The organism is Prevotella sp. LMAG:51 (assembly GCF_008680225.1).
Taxonomy (GTDB): Bacteria; Bacteroidota; Bacteroidia; order Bacteroidales; family Bacteroidaceae; genus Prevotella; species Prevotella pectinovora.
Map to the genome: position 1 here is coordinate 1 of NZ_NALQ01000024.1, position 19,871 is coordinate 19,871.

At 50.3% G+C, this 19,871-nt stretch carries 15 protein-coding genes and 2 tRNA genes; 12 read left to right on the forward strand and 5 right to left on the reverse strand.

The window, feature by feature from the left end:
- From CCC32_RS08965 to CCC32_RS08975, 3 genes are all read left to right on the forward strand, one after another.
- A partial coding sequence (locus CCC32_RS08965; RefSeq protein WP_287073889.1) for a PfkB family carbohydrate kinase occupies window positions 1–334 on the forward strand: 334 nt, incomplete at its 5' end.
- 10 nt (window positions 335–344) lie between these two features.
- Complete coding sequence (locus CCC32_RS08970) at window positions 345–1,700, forward strand: MATE family efflux transporter (protein WP_287073891.1); 1,356 nt, start codon at window positions 345–347, stop codon at window positions 1,698–1,700.
- A 31-nt stretch (window positions 1,701–1,731) separates the two neighbouring features.
- Window positions 1,732–2,625 carry an HAD-IIB family hydrolase gene (locus CCC32_RS08975; RefSeq protein ID WP_287073894.1) on the forward strand — a complete coding sequence of 298 codons (894 nt, stop codon included), beginning with the start codon at window positions 1,732–1,734 and terminating at the stop codon, window positions 2,623–2,625.
- 19 nt (window positions 2,626–2,644) lie between these two features.
- Here the strand turns inward: CCC32_RS08975 and rlmD are convergent, their stop codons facing one another.
- On the reverse strand, window positions 2,645–4,063 hold the full coding sequence (gene rlmD, locus CCC32_RS08980) for a 23S rRNA (uracil(1939)-C(5))-methyltransferase RlmD (protein ID WP_022317111.1): 1,419 nt from the start codon (window positions 4,061–4,063) through the stop codon (window positions 2,645–2,647).
- Between the two features lie 638 nt (window positions 4,064–4,701).
- Here rlmD and CCC32_RS08985 point away from each other — a divergent pair.
- From CCC32_RS08985 to CCC32_RS08995, 3 genes are all read left to right on the forward strand, one after another.
- Window positions 4,702–4,774: transfer RNA gene (locus CCC32_RS08985), tRNA-Lys, on the forward strand.
- 26 nt (window positions 4,775–4,800) lie between these two features.
- A tRNA-Lys gene (locus CCC32_RS08990) sits at window positions 4,801–4,873 on the forward strand.
- 158 nt (window positions 4,874–5,031) lie between these two features.
- Window positions 5,032–7,215, forward strand: a complete 2,184-nt coding sequence (locus CCC32_RS08995; protein WP_287073897.1) for an AAA family ATPase — start codon at window positions 5,032–5,034, stop codon at window positions 7,213–7,215.
- Here the strand turns inward: CCC32_RS08995 and CCC32_RS09000 are convergent.
- The 3 genes from CCC32_RS09000 to CCC32_RS09010 all read right to left on the reverse strand — a co-directional run bounded on the left by CCC32_RS09000 (window position 7,187) and on the right by CCC32_RS09010 (window position 10,241).
- On the reverse strand, window positions 7,187–7,810 hold the full coding sequence (locus CCC32_RS09000) for a trimeric intracellular cation channel family protein (protein WP_022317113.1): 624 nt from the start codon (window positions 7,808–7,810) through the stop codon (window positions 7,187–7,189). The genes CCC32_RS08995 and CCC32_RS09000 overlap by 29 nt on opposite strands.
- Complete coding sequence (locus CCC32_RS09005) at window positions 7,810–8,763, reverse strand: D-2-hydroxyacid dehydrogenase (RefSeq protein WP_287073900.1); 954 nt, start codon at window positions 8,761–8,763, stop codon at window positions 7,810–7,812. The genes CCC32_RS09000 and CCC32_RS09005 overlap by 1 nt, the downstream gene beginning before the upstream one ends.
- A gap of 197 nt (window positions 8,764–8,960) precedes the next feature.
- Window positions 8,961–10,241 carry a replication-associated recombination protein A gene (locus CCC32_RS09010; RefSeq protein ID WP_044064928.1) on the reverse strand — a complete coding sequence of 427 codons (1,281 nt, stop codon included), beginning with the start codon at window positions 10,239–10,241 and terminating at the stop codon, window positions 8,961–8,963.
- 116 nt (window positions 10,242–10,357) lie between these two features.
- Between CCC32_RS09010 and CCC32_RS09015 the strand changes: the two genes are divergently transcribed.
- From CCC32_RS09015 to CCC32_RS09030, 4 genes are all read left to right on the forward strand, one after another.
- A complete protein-coding gene (locus CCC32_RS09015; protein WP_022317117.1) occupies window positions 10,358–11,143 on the forward strand; it encodes a nitrilase-related carbon-nitrogen hydrolase in 786 nt (261 codons plus the stop codon).
- Between the two features lie 111 nt (window positions 11,144–11,254).
- Window positions 11,255–12,061, forward strand: a complete 807-nt coding sequence (locus CCC32_RS09020; protein ID WP_287073902.1) for a hypothetical protein — start codon at window positions 11,255–11,257, stop codon at window positions 12,059–12,061.
- 73 nt (window positions 12,062–12,134) lie between these two features.
- Window positions 12,135–13,283, forward strand: coding sequence for an ABC transporter substrate-binding protein (locus tag CCC32_RS09025; RefSeq protein ID WP_287073905.1), 1,149 nt, complete (start codon window positions 12,135–12,137; stop codon window positions 13,281–13,283).
- 111 nt (window positions 13,284–13,394) lie between these two features.
- On the forward strand, window positions 13,395–14,402 hold the full coding sequence (locus CCC32_RS09030) for an iron chelate uptake ABC transporter family permease subunit (RefSeq protein ID WP_502705615.1): 1,008 nt from the start codon (window positions 13,395–13,397) through the stop codon (window positions 14,400–14,402).
- A gap of 207 nt (window positions 14,403–14,609) precedes the next feature.
- Here the strand turns inward: CCC32_RS09030 and ltrA are convergent, their stop codons facing one another.
- A complete protein-coding gene (gene ltrA / locus CCC32_RS09035) occupies window positions 14,610–16,016 on the reverse strand; it encodes a group II intron reverse transcriptase/maturase (RefSeq protein ID WP_287072881.1) in 1,407 nt (468 codons plus the stop codon).
- Between the two features lie 947 nt (window positions 16,017–16,963).
- Here ltrA and metF point away from each other — a divergent pair.
- Window positions 16,964–17,938 carry a methylenetetrahydrofolate reductase [NAD(P)H] gene (gene metF, locus CCC32_RS09040; protein ID WP_287073911.1) on the forward strand — a complete coding sequence of 325 codons (975 nt, stop codon included), beginning with the start codon at window positions 16,964–16,966 and terminating at the stop codon, window positions 17,936–17,938.
- A gap of 98 nt (window positions 17,939–18,036) precedes the next feature.
- Window positions 18,037–19,871: homocysteine S-methyltransferase family protein (locus CCC32_RS09045; RefSeq protein WP_287073915.1), on the forward strand; the 1,835-nt coding region annotated here is incomplete at its 3' end.

Sequence of the window (19,871 nt, forward strand, 5' to 3'; positions counted from 1 at the left end):
CGAATTCTTCCGCCATGCACAGAAGATACTGCCCAAGGCGAAGAAGATGATCATAGCGCTGCGCGACACGCTCTCTGCCAACCACCACCTGCTCTCAGGAGTGCTCTATGCCGACGACAGGCTCTACACGGCGCGTGTCTACGACATAGACAACGTGCTCGACCCGATGGGCGTGGGCGACGCTTTCATCGCTGCCTACGTGCATGCCTTCTCCAAGAACGGCAACGACAACAAGAAGTGCCTCGACTTCGCCCTCGCGGCTTCTGCATTGAAAAATACCATCCCCGGCGACTTCAATCTCGTAACAGAAGAGGAGGTGGAGGAAATCATCTGACATACTTATCATGAAAAGCAACAGCAAAGAGATAGACATGCTCCACGGACCGCTGCTGAAGAAGATTCTCGTCTTCGCCCTGCCCTTGGCTCTAAGCAGCATGATGCAGCAGCTGTTCAATTCAATCGACGTGGCTGTGGTGGGACATTTCGCCAGCAGGGAGGCGCTCGCCGCCGTGGGCAGCAACGGACCGGTGATAAACCTTCTCATCAACCTCTTTATCGGCGTATCGATGGGAGCCACGGTGGTCATATCCAACCACATCGGACAAAGAGACGACAACAGCACGAAGAAGGCAATCAGCACGGCGGCATTCGTGGCCGTGGCAAGCGGAATATTCCTTATGTTCCTGGGCTTCATGGCAGCAAAACCCATCCTCGAACTCATCGACACACCCGAAGATGTGCTCGATCTTGCCGAACTCTATCTCAGGATATATTTCTGCGGAATGCCTTTCCTCATGGTGTTCAATTTCGCCGCGGCCATCCTGCGAAGTATCGGCGACACGAAGCGTCCGTTATACATTCTGATAGCGGCAGGAGTGGTGAACGCCTTGCTCAACCTCTTGCTCGTGGTGGTCTTCCACATGAGCGTGGCTGGCGTGGCAATCGCCACGTGTATAGCAAACGCCATAAGCGCCACGCTGATAGTGAGGATCCTCATCAGCGAAGCCGAACCCTACAAGCTTGACGTGAAGGGTATCCGCGTGGAATGGAAGGAGCTGAAAAGGATGCTCCAGATAGGTGTGCCGGCAGGAATACAGGGAATGATTTTCTCATTTTCCAACGTGCTCATGCAGTCGGCAATCAACGGCTACGGCTCGGCGGCAATAGCTGGCTCGGCGGCGGCCCTCAATTATGAGTGTTACTGCTACTTCATCGTTGCTGCCTTCAGCGGAGCGGCGATAAGTTTCGTAGGACAGAATTATGGTGCCGGCAACATGCTTCGGGTGAAAAGGATTTACTGGATTTGCATGGCTCTGAGCTTCGCCTTGTGTTGTATTTCCAACCTCCTCATAGCTTGGCAGCACGACCTGTGTCTCAGCGCTTTCTCCACCGACGGCGAGGTGCTCGACTATGGTTCAAGAAGGATGATGGTGGTGCTCACCACCCAATGGATAGCATGCAGCTACGAGATTTCGGGTGCTGCCCTCAGAGGTATGGGGCGATCGATGCTGCCCACGCTGATTACAATCGTGGGCACGTGTCTGCTCAGGATATTCTGGATATTCGTAGTGGCACGCCATTGGCACGGCTTCCAGACACTAATGGGGATATACCCCGTTTCGTGGATGATAACGGGTTGTATGATGCTCACGGCTCTATATCTCACGTTCAGAAAAATGGAAACGCAAGAAGCTGCATAAAAGAAAATCAGATTCAACAGAAAACAGTAATATGTACGAAAACAACACCCTCTATGTCTCCGACCTCGACGGAACGCTGCTCAACGACTCTTCGATACTATCGCCTGTCACAGAGCGGACGCTCAACGAGCTGATTGCCGATGGGGCGCTCTTCACCATCGCCACAGCACGCACTCCTGCCACCGCCGTAGACCTGATGAGAAACGTGAATACCAACATCCCGTTCATCGTAATGGCTGGATGCGCTCTATGGGACAACGGGCGCAGGGATTACATTTCGGCAAGGACAATCTGCCCTAACCACATGGCGAGAATCCTCGGCATCTTCGAGCGCCGGGGCAGCCATCCCTTCGTCTACCACCGCCGTGGCAACAAGATAGTGGTGGAGCACGTGAGCGAGATGACCGATGCCGAACTCGACTTCATCCGTCCGCGCATCCTTTCGCCATACAAATGCCTTGAAACCGTGGAGGGTTCTGAGCTGAACATCGACACAAGCGACGTGATGCTCATCTTCGGCATGGGCAACTTTGACCATCTCAGAGCCATTGCCGATGATATCGACAGGGAGGGAATCCCGTGTTCATACAACTGCTACCATGATATCTTCGACAATGGTCTGGGCTTCATCGACATCTACATGGAGGGCACCACAAAGGCGCTTGCCATCGAGCAGGTGAAGGCTGCCACGGGTGCCGAGCGTGTGGTGGTGTTCGGCGACAATCTGAACGATATCCCGATGATGCGTGCCGCAGATTGGAGCGTGGCGGTAGAGAACGCCTATTCTGAAGTGAAGCTCGCCGCCAGCGAGGTCATAGGGCTTAATACCGACGATGCCGTGGTGAAATGGATTAAGGAAGACCGTTTCCGTTTAAAGTCCCCCCAGATCCACTCTTCCAATATTCAAAGTCCAAGCAAGCTTTAATGGCCGGCTTGGACTCAAATCATTTCAGTTCCAGCGCCACCACATTCTCCACATGCGGAGTATGCGGGAACATGTCTACGGGCTGTACAGCCACCACCTTGTACAAACGGTCGAGGAGCTGCAGGTCGCGTGCCTGTGTGGCAGGGTTGCAGCTCACGTATACGATGCGTCTCGGCTTTGCCCTGAGGATTGTCTCCACCACGTCTGGATGCATTCCGGCACGTGGAGGGTCGGTTATTATAACATCGGGACGGCCATGACCGGCAATGAACTCGTCGGTAAGAATATCCTTCATGTCGCCCGCAAAAAAGAGCGTGTTGCCGATGCCGTTGATGTCCGAATTCACCTTGGCGTCTTCGATAGCCTCGGGCACGTATTCAATCCCCACCACCTTCTTGGCGCTGCGTGCCACGAAGTTGGCAATCGTTCCCGTTCCGGTATAGAGGTCATAGACAACCTCCTCGCCTGTGAGACCGGCGAACTGGCGTGCCACGGAATACAGATGGTATGCCTGGTCGGTGTTGGTCTGATAGAAACTCTTCGGTCCCACCTTGAAGCGAAGACCCTCCATAATCTCGAAGATATGGTCGTTGCCTTTGTAGAGAGTCAGCTCCAGGTCGCCGAATGTGTCGTTACACTTCTGGTTGTCAACATATAGCAGCGAGGTTATCTGCGGGAATCTGTCTGCCAGCGCCTCCATGAGCTGCAGCGAGCGCTCGCGGTCGCCCTCTTCGTCGTAGTGGAACTGCACGAGCACCATCCACTCTCCTGTATTCGAATTTCTCACCATAACGTCGCGCAGCAGCCCTGTCTGCTGTCTGAGGTCAAAGAACGTGAGGTCGTTGTCGATCGCATACTGATAGATGAAGTTTCTGATTTCGTTTTGCAATCCGTCCATCAGATGACAGTTGTGGATTGGCAGAATCTTGTCGAAGGCTCCCGTGATGTGGAATCCTATAGCCCTCATCTCCCCTGCCGGCTCACCGCTGGCAATCTCCTCGCGAGTCATCCATCGCTTGTTGGAGCAGCCGAACTCCAGCTTGTTTCTGTATTCGCGAATCTTCCGGCTGCCGAGGATCGGCATGAACTCCGGCAGCTCCACCTTTCCGATGCGTGTGAGCTGCTCATACACCTGCCGCTGCTTCATCTCGAGCTGCTTATCATATGGCAGGTTCTGCCATTTACATCCGCCACACACTCCGAAGTGCTCGCAGAAAGGCTCTTCCCTTACGGCACTTTTTTCAACGAAGCGTATCACTTCGGCTTCCATATAGCTGTGTCTTTTCTTCCTCACCTGCAGGTCTACTATGTCGCCCGGCACGCAGAACGGCACAAACACTACCATGTCGTTCACTCTCGCCAGCGACTTACCCTCAGCCGCACAGTCGGTTATCTGTATGTTCTCAAGTATTGGTAACGGTTTTTTCTTTCTTGCCATAATTGTCATTATTTCTGTATCATTACCGCAACCTTCGGATTACGGCTTATTGTCAGGAAACCATCCGCCAGGACCGACTGACGGCGACTTCTCGTTTGCGACTGCAAAGATACGAATATATGGAGGGAAAAACAAATAAACGGACTTCCACAATCTGCAAAATTCTGTTAATAAAGCGCTGTGTCCACGTTAATAGATAATAGGCTCATCCGACAAATGCGTAGTTTTTATTGTGTAGCGAAGAACCAAATAGTCAGCCTTTCGCGAAGCAGACTTGAGGCATTACCATTCCATAACCATGGTTCTTTTCATTGGCTTTTAATAGACTTTTGGGGTAAGAACCAACAGTTTTTTGCATCGTTCCAACGACTTATCAAATCCCAATCGGTCATCAGGACGCTTAAACTGCCAAGATAAAAGCAACACACTAGTATACCTGCCGACTCAAATAAAATCTTCGATGGATATATACCCGCATCTATATATTAAATAATGTAATTACAGACACTTTTGTAACAAGAATTTACCAAAACAACATTTTATTAAAAAAAACTCCGTAAACATTTGGAAGTTTAAACAAAACTCCATACCTTTGCACTCGCAATTCGGAAATCACTAAACCGATAGCAATTGAAAATGCGCCTGTAGCTCAGTTGGTAGAGCATCTGACTCTTAATCAGAGGGTCCAGGGTTCGAACCCCTGCAGACGTACTTTAAACAAGAAAATAATTAGTGATGCGCCTGTAGCTCAGTTGGTAGAGCATCTGACTCTTAATCAGAGGGTCCAGGGTTCGAACCCCTGCAGACGTACTTAAGGAGGCTTTTAAAAGTCTCCTTTTTTTGTGTATATACCTATTCTACACAAAATAAAAACAGTGTTTCACGGCATTACGAATGACGGAAAACGGAAAACAATAGCAATCTGAGCAAATTAGAAACTCTGCAATACTCAAAAATCCACTGTCTCCATGAACAACAATACCCCAGACAACTACATAGTGACAAGCCCTGAATGGGAGTCGGCATGGAAAATAGCCAACGAAACCGGCAACAACCTCTTCCTGACAGGCAAGGCGGGCACGGGAAAAACCACTTTTCTCCGCCAGCTGAAAAAGAAATCAAATAAGAGGATAATCGTAGTGGCACCAACGGGAATAGCGGCGATAAACGCCAGAGGAGTGACCATCCACTCCTTCTTCCAACTACCTTTCTCGCCCTACGTGCCAGGCACCCACACGGGAAACCAGCAACAGCAGCACTACAGATTCGGAAAGGAGAAACTGAGGATAATACGCGGAGCAGACATCATGGTAATCGACGAGGTGAGCATGGTGAGGGCCGATCTGCTCGACGCCATCGACGACGCGCTGAGGCGGCTGCGACGAAGCGACAAGCCGTTCGGAGGGATGCAGATGCTGCTCATCGGCGACCTGGAGCAGTTGGCACCCGTAGTGAGAGAGGAGGAATGGCGGATGCTCAGCCAATATTACGCCTCGCCTTACTTCTTCGACAGTAGGGCACTGAAAGCCACCGACTACGCCACGATAGAACTGAAACAGGTATTCAGACAGGACGACATGCATTTCGTGGAACTGCTCAACAAGATACGCTCTAAAAACATCGACGACGAGGCACTCAGCACCCTGAACTCTCGCTGCATACCCAATTTCAAGCCGCGCAAAGAAGACGGATACATAAGGCTCACCACACACAACAGCTTCGCACAGGCGACAAACGACAGGGAAATGGAAGCACTGCCCACAAAGCCATACACATATACGGCAACCGTGGAGGGCGACTTCCCTGAACTTTCCTACCCCACAGACGGAAAACTGACACTGAAGATGGGAGCACAGGTGATGTTCGTGAAAAACGACTCATCGGCAGCCAAACTCTTCTACAACGGCATGATAGGCGAAGTGTGCGCCATAAACGAAAAGGGGTTTAGCGTGAGACCTGCCGACAGGGACGGCGTAATCGACGTGGAAAGGGAGACATGGCAGAACTGCAAATACAGGATAAACGCAGAGACCAACGAGATTGAGGAAAAGGTGGAAGGCACATTCAGCCAGTTTCCCGTAAAGGCGGCATGGGCAATAACAATCCACAAAAGCCAGGGACTGACATTCAGCCACGCCATTATCGATGCTCACGCCTCGTTCACACACGGACAGACCTACGTGGCGCTGAGCCGATGCAAGACGCTGCAAGGCATGGTGCTCGCCGCACCAATCACACGCAGTTCGCTGATAAGCGACTCTACGGTGGACGCTTACACCCGGGAAATCCGCAACGGCATACCTACGGAGAGCGACGTGGAAAGGATGCGGCGCGCTTACACCACGAGCCTCATCACACGGCTATTCGACTTCAAGCCACTTGGGGTGGCGCTGGCAAACATCACCAGGGTCATCGACGAACATCTATACAAGGCGTATCCCGACCTTCTGCAGCAATACAAGGTAGCGCTGGAGACTTTCAAAAGCGACGTGGAGACTGTAGCGGCTAGATTCAAGATGCAATACGAGAGAATGGCAGCCGTGACAAAGGAAACGGCCGGCGGCTGCGTAGGCGACGAACTGCAGGGGCGCATAACGAAAGGGGCGGTTTATTTCCTGGAGAAGACAACTACCATCTCCGACCTGCTGAAGAAATCTGAACTAGCCACAAACAACAAGCAGACAGCCAAACAGGCTGCCAACGCAAAGGAACTGCTGGCTGAGGCGCTGATTATGAAAACGGGAATGCTGGAATATGCACGCAACGAGAAATTCTCAGTTGACGGATATCTCACCCACAAGGCTGCGCTTCTCCTTGGCGACAACCGCCAAGGCGCTGCAGCGGAAAGGAAAAGAACCAAAACGGCAACTGCTGCCAAGGCAGACATCCCCGAAGATGCAACCCATCCATTGCTGCTCGAAACGCTGAAGCAATGGCGCCACACGAAAGCCACGGAGGCAGGACTGCCGGCATACTGCATACTGACCACCAAGGCGCTTACGGGCATAGCCTGCCTGCTGCCGACAGACATTCACACCCTAATGACAATCCCTCAGATCGGCAGAGTGAAAGCCGAGAAATATGGTGAGGAGATTGTCAACATGGTGTGGAAATACAGAGAGACTATTTTTTCCAAAGATCAGGGTCTTTGAGCACTGGCAGCGAAATGCTGTATTTCACGGCGAGAATTCTCACCACCACAACTGCCCAGAATGTGATAATGACCGTAAGTGCTACAGGCACGCCAACGAGCGTGCAGACCCAATAAACGAGACCGCCCAAAATGCAGGCGATGGCATAGATCTCCTTTCGGAAAATCAGCGGCACCTCATTCACTAGCACGTCGCGAAGCACACCGCCGGCAGCTCCCGTCATGCAGCCCATGATGATGGCCACCCAGAACGGATATCCGGCAATCAGGGTCTTCTGCAGTCCGGCGATGGTGAAGAGGGCAAGACCAAGGGTGTCGAATAGGAACCACGTCTTGCTGAGCCGCGTGAACTGACGTTTCAGCATCACAAAAGTGAGAAGGGCGAACGCCGTGCATACCATATATACAGAATTGGTCATCCAGAAAGGTGCCTGCCCGAGCATTACATCCCTTATCGTACCGCCGCCGATAGCAGTGGCAAGACCTACTACATAGCCGCCAAACCAGTCGAAGTTCTTCGACGAGGCGGAGCGTATGCCCGATATGGCAAACGCGAAAGTTCCGAGAAGCTCGATTATAAACTGCAACGACTCCATCAGCTGACCACGTTTTTAGGCGTTCCATCAATGAATGCCCTCACGTTGTCTACCGCTATGCGCATCAGGCGTTGGCGGGCGTCGAACGTTGCCCATGCCACATGCGGTGTGATGAAGGCATTACTGCATGAAAGAAGCGGATTGTCCTTGCGCGGCGGCTCCTGACACATCACGTCGGCGCCATAGGCTGACAGTTGTCCAGACTTGAGCGCCTCTGCCACGTCTGCCTCGTTGACGAGAGGTCCGCGGCCTGTGTTTATGATGATTGCCCCGTGACGCATCCTGGCGATGGTCTCGGCGTTTACGAGTTCGCAGGTCTTGTCGGTGAGCGGACAATGAAGGGTTAGGATGTCGCACACTCCGAGAAGTCCCTCGAAGGTGGTCTTCTGTATTCCTTCAGGCAGACTAGCTGAATTCTTGCTCGTGTCGGCATAAACCTCCATACCGAAGTTGCGGGCGATATTTGCCACCTTCATTCCGATATTTCCGAGTCCAACGATTCCTAGCGTGAGTCCTGACAGTTCAGGCAGCGGCGTGTCCCAATAGCAGAAATCCTCGTTTGAGCTCCATCTGCCCTCGCGGTTGAGGCGCGCATAGTGAGCCACACGGTTCGTGATGTTGAGAATGTGGGCAAAGGTCATCTGCACCACGCTGTCAGTACTATAGGCAGGAATGTTGGTCACGGTCACTCCGCATTCAGCAGCAGCTGCCACGTCTACCACGTTGTAGCCTGTGGCGAGCACTCCTACATACTTCAACTTGGGCAGGCTCTTGAGCGTTTTCTCATCAAGCACCACCTTGTTCACGAGCACCGCGTCGGCATCTGCTGCCCTTGCGATGATGTCATTACTGTCTGTGCGGTCGTAGACCACCACTTCTCCCAGACTCTTCAATTCATCCCAGCTAAGGTCTCCGGGATTCATTCCATATCCGTCTAATACTACTATTTTCATGATTTTCTTGTTTTTCAGTTAATAAAATCCAAAGAATCCCTATAAGAATTCGGGAATGGCCGCAGCAGTCAAACCGTCTGTCTCAATGGGAAAGCTCCTTGTTCTTTAAATGTTTTTCTCTTTTTCTGTCTGTTTATATTTACCTGTTTATTACCCACCTGTTTATATGTCAGTTTATATAAACGGTATGTTTTTCATTAATTTCCATCTTTGAACCTGTCTCCCCAACATTCCACCATGCGGCGGTAGAGTTTGTCTTCAGAGGGAGAATGCTGCGCCTCCCAGATCCTCGTGTCTCGAAGCGAGTCGGGCATGAACTGCTGCTCCACGAAATGTCCCGGATAGTCGTGGGAGTATTTGTAGCCAGAAGCATAGCCCAGGTCTTTCATCATCTCCGTAGGCGCATTGCGAAGATGCAGAGGCACGGGCTGGTTGCCTGTCTGCCTCACAATCTGCAGCGCCTTGTTTATTCCGTTGTAGGCAGAATTGCTTTTGGGCGAAGCGGCGAGATAGACCGTTGCCTCGGCAAGCGGAATTCTACCCTCCGGCCATCCTATCTTCATCACAGCGTCGAAGGCGGCGTTGGCAAGCAGCAGGGCGTTTGGATTGGCAAGTCCGACATCCTCAGAAGCGCTTATCACGAGGCGGCGGGCGATGAACGACGGGTCTTCGCCTCCCTCTATCATGCGGGCGAGCCAATAGAGCGCTGCATCCGGGTCTGAACCTCGGATGCTTTTGATGAAGGCAGAGATGATGTCGTAGTGCATCTCGCCGCCCTTGTCGTAGGCCATGGGGTTCTGCTGCAGGCATTCCACCACGCGCTTGTCTTCTATCACCACCTTTTCGTCGGAACTCGATTCCACTACAAGCTCCAGGATGTTGAGCAGCTTGCGTGCGTCGCCACCGCTATATCTGAGAATGGCGCCAGTCTCCTTGAGCACTATCTGGCGCTGGCTCAGTTCGGGGTCATGGGTGATTGCCCGCTGCATGAGTTCCATGAGGTCGTCGTCGCCAAGGGGCTTCAGCACATAGAGCTGACAGCGCGAGAGCAATGGGCGGATAACCTCGAAGGAGGGGTTTTCGGTAGTGGCGCCTATCAGAGTCACCACGCCCTTCTCCACAGCTCCGAGCAGGGAGTCTTGCTGGCTCTTGCTGAAACGATGGATCTCGTCGATGAAGAGTATCGGGTTGCCCTCGTTGAAGAATCTGCCGCCACGTGCTTTGTCTATAACCTCTCTCACGTCTTTCACACCGCTCGTCACGGCGCTCAGCGTATAGAAAGGCAGCTGCAGCGTGTTTGCCACGATCTGCGCCAATGTGGTCTTGCCCACTCCGGGAGGGCCCCATAATATAAAAGAGGTGATGCGCCGCGCTTCTATCATGTTGCGCAGCACAGCTCCCTTTCCCACCAAATGTCGCTGGCCTATGTACTCATCGAGAGTATTGGGCCGCATTCTTTCAGCTAATGGTTGACTCATATCTGCAAAATTATGAAATATATGTCATACGTGCAAAAAATATCCTCCAAAAACTTGCTGATAAAGGATAATGTATTACTTTTGCAACACCCTTTGGGGGCAAAAAACGATAATAAATGAGAGCGACAATTCTGCAAACGAACACCGTATGGGGAAAACCATCTGATAACCAACAGAATGCGGAGGTATTACTCTGTCAGGCACCCAAGTCGGACATATACATACTGCCAGAAATGTGGAGCACCGGTTTTGCTACCAGTCCGGAAGGAATAGCCGAGGAAGAGGATTTCTGCTCATCCAACGGCTCGCTGGCATGGATGAAAAGCATGGCCAGGAAACATGATGCCGCAATATGCGGAAGTCTGTCGGTCAAGACCGACGGGGGGAAATTCGTGAACAGAAGCTATTTCGTCTATCCCGACGGACGGGTGGAACACTACGACAAGAAGCACCTGTTCTTTGCCGGCGGAGAGCATAAAAGCTACACGGCAGGCACGAGAAGAGTGGTGGCGGAATACAAGGGAGTGAGGTTTCTGCTGCTGATATGCTACGACCTGCGCTTCCCAGTGTGGAGCCGAAACGACCTCGACTACGACGCCATAATATGTGTGGCAAACTGGCCCACACCGAGAGAAGAGGTGTGGAGCACGCTGCTCAAGGCAAGGGCTATAGAGAACCAATGCTTCGTGTTGGGAGCCAACAGAGTGGGAACCGACGACCAATGCACCTATACGGGAGCCAGCGCCATAGTGTCGCCATACGGCAAGGTGATGGCAGGCGGAGGAGCCGAGGAAGGATGGACAAGCGCGGAGCTGGACATTGAAAAGCTGGATAAATTCAGAAAGACATTCCCTGTGCTCGATGACAAAGACGAATTCTGCATCATAGAAAAAAGTCTTTGACAAGGAACTTAAACACAATAGGATGAAAAGCTAGTGATAAATTCTCTATCGAGTTAAAACAACAATAACAGAAAACATTAGTATATAATAAAGCATTTGTAATAATTTGACATGAAAGAAGCAGGAAAAAAAGCACTTACCCTAAAGACACTTAACAAAAGCAACGTCTGGGACCTTCAGGAAAACGACATCTTCAGATTGCTGGAGGCTGGAGAGAAAGACGCTGATCTGAGCGACAACATAAAGCATTATCTCGACATCATACGAAGCGCCTTCGAAATCGAAGAGGTGAAAATCGACAGACCGGAGGTGATAAGCAAATATGAAGCGAGAGGACTGAAAGTGGGATCCGTGAAACTCGACGAAAAGAACCGACTGAAGTTCGGAATAAAGAAGAAAACCATAATGCGTGTGACCGACCTCACATACGAAAACATACGCCACATCTCGGCAAGCAAACTCCTGGAAGTGATAGAAAGAAACTTCGGAGGGGGATGGGAGTCGCTATCGCAGAGCATCCAGAACATCATACAGAACGGATTCGACATCAGCACCACGACTTTGCCGAAGGACAGACTACACAAAAAGGGCGGAATGTATGAGAAAAAAGTGGAAGACGGATTCGAAGTGCTCGAAATACCCAAGGGGGCATGGACTGAAGCCATCTTCGCCAAATTGAAGCCTATAGAAGAGAAGGCGAAGCTCGACCTCGACGAGGACAATCTGAAAATCAGAGACGACGAGGATGACGAAGACGAGGACGACGACCTGAGAGACGACAAATACAACGACGAGGACGAGTTCGACGAATTTGATGACGACAAGCTGACAGAGGAAAGCTACCGTACGACAATAGAGGAAAACCCAGAAGACCTGTCGCTCGAAGCTGCCGACGTGGCTGACGACGACGATCTCTAAGCCTACACCCGCAGCCTGCGGCAAAAATGCAAGCCGCACAAGCTTAGGACAAGAAAATCCACATGAACCGAATATGAGAAATAAAATATATTTTCTCCTTATCATCATCCCCCTCCTTCTCACTGCATGCCAGGGCAACAAGCAACAGGCTGCGGATGGAAAGGAGGGGGACACCGTACATCTGAAATACTCGGAAAACATCTCTATAGTGAAATTCAACGACCATACGGAAGTGAAACTCAACGACCCATGGAACAAAGGAAAAACACTACACACATATATCCTCGTGGACAAAAGCAAGAAGGATGGCTACGACAAAGCACCCGACGGGGCAACGGTGGTTGGCATACCGCTCTCCCACTCGCTCATAGCAACATCCGTGCATGCTGAACTCGCCAAGAAACTAGGAAAAGAGAATATACTGGCAGGGGCTTTCGACGTGGACTACATGAACTCTACGTGGATCAAGCAAAGGCTGAAGGAGAACAAGACCTCAAACTGTGGAAATTCCACACAACCCAACATAGAGAGAATAATAGCCCTCTCGCCCGACGCCATCTTCATATCGCCAATGCAGAATTCCGGAGGATACGGAAAGCTGGAGAACTTGGGGCTACCCATCGTGGAACTGGCTGACTATATGGAAACGACAGCTCTGGGAAGGGCAGAATGGGTGAAATTCTATGGTCTGCTGTGGGGAGCGGAGAAACAGGCAGACAGCCTGTTCAGCAATACGGAAAAGGAGTATATGAGACTGAAGGACCTCGCCAAGAAAGCAAAGTACAGTCCCAGCGTGATGATGGACAAGGTGGAAAACGGAGTGTGGTATCTGCCTGGCGGCAAAAGCACGATAAGCCAGACCATATACGATGCCAACGCCAAATACACATATGCTGCCGACAAGAGCTCCGGAAGCATACAGAAGTCGCTGGAAAGCGTGATAGACGACAATGCCGGCGCTGACGTGTGGCTTCTGAGATACTACAAAGCCGACAATTCGCCTCTGACGCTCCGCGGACTTGCCTCCGAAAGCTCAAGCTACACGATCTTAAAGGCTTACAAGAGCGGCAGGGTGTACGGGTGCAATACGGCGGCAACGTCTTTCTTCGAAGACATTCCGTTTGAGCCTCATCTCCTGCTCAGAGACTTCATATTAGCCTTCCACCCGGAAATGGCAACGATAATTGGAGAACCGAAGTATTTCTTCAAGTTGGAAAGGTAATGAACCAATCCGAAAGCCGCCAAGGTTATCAGTCTCTCACGATTTAAATGGAGGACATGTGGGGCCACATTATAAACTTGACAACTCGTCAACCATAAAATCATGACAACCATCACCAGAGAAGGATTATTTGCAGTCTGCTCAACAGTATTGCTTGCAGCGCTCTTCATCCTTAACATCACCACAGGTTCCGTAGACATTCCTGCCGGAAACATCCTTAACATAATCTTCGGCAACGGAGACAAGGAAACATGGACTTACATCATAATGGAATCGAGATTGCCACAGGCTATAACGGCGACGCTTTGCGGAGCATCGCTCGCAGTCTGCGGCCTGATGCTGCAAACTGCTTTCAACAATCCATTAGCCGGTCCGTCAATATTCGGAATAAACAGCGGAGCAAGTCTCGGCGTGGCTATCGTAATGCTGCTACTCAACGGCAGCATCTCTACCGACTTGCTCACGGTTAGCGGTTTCGCAGCGGTAATAACGGGTGCCATGGCTGGCGCTTCGGCTGTCATAGCCTTACTGATGGCGTGCTCAAGGATAGTGACTAGCAACGTGGTGCTCTTGATAATCGGCATCATGATAGGCTACCTGTCGTCGGCGGCAATATCCATCTTCAACTTCTTCGCTTCCGAACAGGGAGTACAGTCTTATGTCATCTGGGGAATGGGAAACTTCAGCAGCGTGTCATTGCAGCACCTGCCCATCTTCTCATCCGCCACGATATTGTGCCTCGTCATGTCGCTGCTCATGATTAAACCTCTCAATGCCCTGCTGCTCGGAGAGAAGTATGCCGAGAACCTTGGCTTCAACACTCACCGCGTGCGTGCCATGTTGCTCCTTATCACGGGAATACAGACAGCCGTCACCACAGCATATTGCGGTCCGGTGGCTTTCATCGGTCTGGCCGTGCCTCATATCACCCGCCTCTTCATCCGCACCGACTCTACATCGAGCCTAATGCCCTGTTCCATCATTTCTGGAGCCATCGTGGCGCTTGCATGCAACCTTGTGTGCACACTCCCCCCCAACGGCAACATCATACCGCTGAACGCCGTCACGCCTCTCGTCGGAGCACCGGTAATAATATATCTCGTGATAAAGATAAAATAGTTCGGACATTGGGTAAGACAAACTAATATCGGAAATCCTTGCTTACACAACCATTGTAGGAAAAAGCTTTTAGAATGGTGCTTTTTGCATTAAAAAACTATATGAAAACTCTGAAATCGAGTAGGAGGAAAACGAAGCAGTTTTCTTCCTACTTTCGTTTTCCGACCTCTCACACCACCGTACGTGCGGTTCCGCATACGGCGGTTCCTATTTTGGATACCATTCGAGATATGCCTCCATTAAAGTAGCATACCCTGCGGAGCGTAGTTTATTGTTATCTATCGCCCTTTTTAGAACAGGGCTGTCAGCTATTCGCCAATAGCCCTTGCGAGTATTACCCCATTCGTATGCTTGGTATTTACTAATGCCACATCTGATGAGGTTTGCCACTTTTGTCTTGACTTTCTTCCAAGCTTTCCATATACACATGCGTATTCGACGTCTTAACCATTCATCAGTATCAAGTAAGAGACGTTTCATATTAGCAAGATGATAATAGCCGACCCACCCTCTTATGTATTCTTTCAGCTTTTGCTTTCTCTTGGCGTATCCCCATCCGTTGCTGCGACTTGTCAATTCTTTCAACCTTGATTTCATCTTGGCTTTGGACTTTGGGTGCACTGTGAGTTGGCATTTGCCCTTCATCACATAAAAGGAGTAGCCGAGGTATTTCACTCCGCGCACATACGACACTACGGTCTTTTCCTTGTTGACTTTGAGATATAGAGTATTCTCTATAAATCGGGTTATAGACTCCTTCACTCGCATTGCTGCCCTCTTGGACTTACAAAATATCATCGAGTCATCTGCATAGCGTACAAAGGGAAGCCCTCTGCGTTCAAGTTCTTTATCCAATTCATTGAGCATGATGTTGCTCAACAACGGACTTAGCGGTCCTCCTTGGGGAGTTCCTTCCTCACTCGCTTCAAACAAGCCTTTGTTCATTACACCACTTCGGAGATATTTGTGTATAAGACTGACAACTCTGCCGTCTTTTATCGTACGGCTGAGGATTTCTATGAGCTTGCTATGGCTCACGGTGTCGAAGAAGCGTTCAAGGTCAAGGTCTACTACATAGGTGTAGCCCTCGTTGATTATCCTTTGCGCTCCACGCAGTGCATCATGGCATCCCCTTCTCGGTCGGAAGCCGTAGCTTGTCTTGGAGAATTGGTTCTCATAGATAGGAGTCAGTACTTGGTTGATGGCTTGTTGCACCACACGGTCTACTACTGTAGGTATTCCCAACAGGCGCATCTTGCCGTTGTCTTTGGGTATTTCTACCCTTTTCACTGGGTTCGGACGGTAAGAGCCGTCCATCAAGGAACGGATGAGCACATCCTTGTTGGTCATGAGCCATGGGAGCAACTGCTCGCATGACATCTTGTCGATACCACCACAGCCTTTGTTTCTCATAACAGCCTTGTAGGCTCGGTTGAGATTGGAAGGACTGAGGATTTGCTCGAAAAGGTGCTCCTTGTCGAATGGTACTTCCACGATGTTGTCTTCACACATCCACATGAAGGTCTGCACTCCCCCATACCATTCGGTTTCCGACCTATCTCTTTGGGGGCAGCCATTAACTTGGGATAATGTTTTCTGCATTCTTTCCTTCATGAGGTATGTTTCAATTACTATCGTTTAATTGTTAGGTTCAGCCCTTCGTGCAACGTTATCGACTATTGCACTACTATGGCGTCTGCTGACTTCTCACGGTAAGCTTTACTCCGCTTCTTTCGTAAAAAAAAACTATTTGAAGCGTCCGTGAGACCTCCTCGGATAAGGGCATTGTCTTTCCATCTTATACCCACTTCATTTACACCGACCGTTCCGAATAGCTATGGGGCTTTGGTCTGTGTTGCAACCTTACCCACGGTCATATGCCTTGTATGAAGTTTCTGTACGTTAGGTCAGATGTTTGCCACCGGCTTCTTTCAGATTTCACCTCACGATGAACACCCTTGCCTTTGGCTATGTAATTCCCGCTATTAAGGCTTACTCGGGACTTGCACCCGTTAGACAATGCTCGTGCCGAGCATACAACAGAAAAGCGGCTGCCTTCACAGGTTGCCGCTTTAAATTTTCAATAGGTATTAGTCTTTTAAGGTAAAAAGATTGTTTTCAGGATAACGTTTGCAAAGTTATAACTATTTTTCAATATTCCAAAGATTTTACCAACTTAATTTATGTCAATTTGTGTGTGTTCCCACACAGCCTATAAATTTTCCTTAAAAATTTACAATTTGTAAGACATAAATCGAAAAAATCGGTTCATCCACCGCTTCATCCTTACAATTGTCCTCAAATTACTAAACGAGTAATAAACTCCCCCACTCTTCTAAAAATCAGAATTTTGACAAGACTCAATGACCGGTTCCAGATAAAAAGCCAAAGCGTCAAACGCGTTTCAAAGACTATTGCCCAAGCGATGTAAACAATGGCAGCTTATGGAGTATGTTAAATATTGTATTTAGACAAGGAAAGCGAAAGATTTTGAGTAATTTTGTTTCTTCAAATTGGTAAAGAAACAGGTTTCAATTGTATTATCACTATTAATCATCTATATGACGACAGAAAACAAGCCATACTTTTCTTTTGAGGTATTGCCTCCACTAAGAGGCAAGGGTATCGACAGCATTTATCGCACAATAGACCGACTGATGCCGTTTGACCCAGCCTACATAAACATCACGACACACAGATACGACACCCTTTACAGCGAACTCGCCAACGGGACATACAAGAAACTCAGCGTGCTCAACAGACCCGGAACGGTGGCAATCGCAGCTGCGATAAAGGAGCGATACAAGGTGCGCACGGTGCCACACATCATCTGCAGCGGATTCACGGCAGCGGAGATAGAGAGCGAACTGATAGACCTCTCTTATCTGGGTATAACAGACCTGCTGCTGCTAAGAGGAGACAAAGCCAAAAGCGACAACAGATTCATTCCTACGCCTGAAGGACATGCACACGCCATTGACCTCTGCCAGCAGATAAACCGCTTCAACAACGGACAGTTGCTCGGAGGGGTACAGAACGAGATGCTCACTGAACCTTTCACATACGGTGTGGCCGGGTATCCGGAAAAACACGACGAGGCGATGAACATGGAAACCGACATCGAGAACCTGAAGGCAAAGGTGAACGCCGGGGCACAATATATAGTGACGCAGATGTTCTTCGACAACAGCAAATACTTTGCATTCGTGAAACGTCTGCGCAAAGAAGGAATCAACGTGCCCGTAATACCGGGACTGAAACCTCTGACAACGCTCAACCATCTGACGATGCTGCCTAAGACGTTCCACATCGACTTCCCCAAGCGGTTGTCTAACGAACTGATGAAATGCAAGAGCAACGATGACGTGAAGGCTGTGGGAGTGGAATGGGCAAAACACCAATGCAGGGAACTATGTGAGAATGGCGTACCCGGAATACACTTCTACACGATGAACGCTTCACAGAGCGTGGAGAAAATAATGAACGGACTATACCCCCCCCATGAATATTACCAAGCCAAGGAACGCGGACTATAAATCATCAGGAGCCTACTAAAGGACGATGGTCCGCAAGGAACAAGGAGAACACTCTCCAAAAGGCGAAACAAGAAAAAGAAGAAATACCAAGAGCAGAAATGAAAGATAAGACAAAGTCTTTTTACGATACATTCAGACGCGACAACGACAGGATATGGATTCTCGACGGAGCGATGGGCACCATGATACAAAGGTACCATCTGGAAGAAGAAGACTTCCGCGGAGAGAAATTCATGGACTGGGACGTGAAACTGAAGGGCAACAACGATATCATCTCCATCACACGTCCCGACGTGCTGAGGGAGATACACAGGGCTTATCTCGAAGCCGAAGCCGACATCATAGAGACCAACACCTTCAACGCCCAGAGAATATCACAGTCCGACTACCACACCGGACATCTCGTGAAGGAGATCAACCGGGAGGCTGCAAGGATTGCCAGAGAGGAGGCAGACAGGATGACACGGCTCACTCCTGAGAAGCCAAGGTTCGTGGCTGCGTCAATCGGACCCACAAACCAGACGCTGTCCATGTCGCCCGACGTGGAAAACCCTGCCTACAGAACTCTGACTTTCGACGAGCTATGCGACGCATATACAGAGCAGATGACGGTATTAAGCGACAACGGCGTTGACATCTGGCTGATAGAAACCATATTCGACACTCTCAACGCCAAAGCGGCCCTTGCTGCGGCAAGAAGAGTGAGGGTGGCTACGGGAAGGGAAATCCCCGTAATGCTCAGCGTCACCATAACCGACGCGAGCGGACGCACACTCTCGGGACAGACTCTCGACGCTTTCCTCGCATCGGTGCAACACGACGAGAACATTTTCAGCGTAGGTCTTAACTGCTCCTTCGGTGCTGAAGACATGCGTCCTTATCTGCAGGCGCTTTCTGAACGCTCACCTTATTATATAAGTGCCCACCCCAATGCCGGTTTCCCCGACGAAGAGAGTATATATACCGAAACGCCACAGATGATGGCAGAGGCGATAAAGTCTTTTGCCGACGACATGAGCGTTAACATCGTTGGTGGATGCTGTGGCTCCACGCCTGAACACATCAGGGCCATCTCACACATTGTGGAGGCGAGAAAGGCACGCAGCCTGCCGGTTACAGGCAAGGTGGACTGGCTGGCTGGCATGGAGAGCTATTCGCCAGCCGAAGGGATGTTCATCAACGTAGGCGAGAGATGCAACGTGGCAGGCAGCAGGAAGTTCCTACGGCTCATCAAGGAGAAACAATACGACGAGGCTCTCGCCATCGCACGCAAACAGGTGAGAGACGGAGCGACGATGCTTGACATAAACATGGACGACGGTCTGATAGACACCGAAGCGGAGATGACCCATTTCCTCAATCTCATGGCTTCCGACCCCGAGGTGGCACGTGTGCCGTGGATGATAGACTCCTCGCGTTTCAACGTGATAGAGGCAGCCCTCAAATGCGTGCAGGGCAAATGCATCGTCAACTCCATATCGCTGAAAGAGGGAGAGGAATTATTTCTATCTCATGCCAGGACTATAAGGGAGTATGGGGCTGCCATGGTGGTGATGGCATTCGACGAGGAGGGACAGGCCACTACTTACGCCCGCAAGGTGGAGGTGTGCCGAAGGGCATACAGACTACTTACCAAAGAAGCCGGTGTGAAACCCTACGACATAATATTCGACCCCAACATCCTGACCGTGGCTACCGGAATGAAGGAACACGACAGATATGCCATAGACTTCATAAAAGCTGCCGGATGGATAAAGAAGAACCTGCCTGGCGCTCATGTCAGCGGAGGTGTGAGCAACCTGTCTTTTGCCTTCAGAGGCAACAATTACCTGCGCGAGGCTATGCATGCCGCCTTCCTCTATAATGCCATGAAAGAGGGCATGGACATGGGAATCGTCAACCCAGCCACAAAGGTGATGTATCAGGACATTCC

Excerpts from the sequence above, each read along its gene's own strand:
- CCC32_RS08970 (WP_287073891.1), top strand. The coding sequence starts at position 345 with ATGAAAAGCAACAGCAAAGAGATAGACATGCTCCACGGACCGCTGCTG.
- CCC32_RS08975 (WP_287073894.1), top strand. The coding sequence starts at position 1,732 with ATGTACGAAAACAACACCCTCTATGTCTCCGACCTCGACGGAACGCTG.
- rlmD (WP_022317111.1), bottom strand. The coding sequence starts at position 4,063 with ATGGCAAGAAAGAAAAAACCGTTACCAATACTTGAGAACATACAGATA.
- CCC32_RS08995 (WP_287073897.1), top strand. The coding sequence starts at position 5,032 with ATGAACAACAATACCCCAGACAACTACATAGTGACAAGCCCTGAATGG.
- CCC32_RS09000 (WP_022317113.1), bottom strand. The coding sequence starts at position 7,810 with ATGGAGTCGTTGCAGTTTATAATCGAGCTTCTCGGAACTTTCGCGTTT.
- CCC32_RS09005 (WP_287073900.1), bottom strand. The coding sequence starts at position 8,763 with ATGAAAATAGTAGTATTAGACGGATATGGAATGAATCCCGGAGACCTT.
- CCC32_RS09010 (WP_044064928.1), bottom strand. The coding sequence starts at position 10,241 with ATGAGTCAACCATTAGCTGAAAGAATGCGGCCCAATACTCTCGATGAG.
- CCC32_RS09015 (WP_022317117.1), top strand. The coding sequence starts at position 10,358 with ATGAGAGCGACAATTCTGCAAACGAACACCGTATGGGGAAAACCATCT.
- CCC32_RS09020 (WP_287073902.1), top strand. The coding sequence starts at position 11,255 with ATGAAAGAAGCAGGAAAAAAAGCACTTACCCTAAAGACACTTAACAAA.
- CCC32_RS09025 (WP_287073905.1), top strand. The coding sequence starts at position 12,135 with ATGAGAAATAAAATATATTTTCTCCTTATCATCATCCCCCTCCTTCTC.
- ltrA (WP_287072881.1), bottom strand. The coding sequence starts at position 16,016 with ATGAAGGAAAGAATGCAGAAAACATTATCCCAAGTTAATGGCTGCCCC.
- metF (WP_287073911.1), top strand. The coding sequence starts at position 16,964 with ATGACGACAGAAAACAAGCCATACTTTTCTTTTGAGGTATTGCCTCCA.